Below are 469 nucleotides of genomic sequence, written 5' to 3'. Positions count from 1 at the left end.
ATTGTCCATGTAGATCGTGACCGGCAGGCCCTGGAACGGCAACTCGGGTTCGGGCTTGGCGGCGAACGCATTGAACAGGAAGCGCAGGGCCGACTCCGCATCCTCGCCATAGGCACCGCGATATTCCTGATAGACCACACCGGAACAGTCATCCACCGCCGAGAACAGCATCAGCATTGGCCGACCGCGTCCTTCCTCGATCCATAGCGGTGCCTCCACCTGCTTGAGGTCGGACGGGCTCATATCGAAGTGCCACAGTTCGTTCGAACGTCGTGCCTGGAAGCGTACCGCTGCACCGGGGCGCGTTACCCGGGCATGGTCCAGCCCCGACGCGCGCAGCATCCGGTCGATCGTCGCCCGCTTCAACAGGCCCGGCTCGACCTTCACCAGACCTTCGGGGGTTTCGACCCCTTCGCCTTCCAGCAACTGGATCGCGCGCGCCGTAGACACGCGCCGCCCCTTGCCGTTG

At 64.4% G+C, this 469-nt stretch carries 1 pseudogene; it reads right to left on the bottom strand.

What is annotated here, in order from left to right:
- Window positions 1–469 (bottom strand): annotated as a pseudogene (locus AACY45_RS28350) (IS481 family transposase); the annotation flags it as partial.

Origin of the sequence: Pseudomonas sp. RA_35y_Pfl2_P32 (assembly GCF_963970735.1) — a bacterium.
Classification (GTDB): domain Bacteria; phylum Pseudomonadota; class Gammaproteobacteria; order Pseudomonadales; family Pseudomonadaceae; genus Aquipseudomonas.
This window is presented reverse-complemented; position numbering and strand designations above follow the sequence as displayed.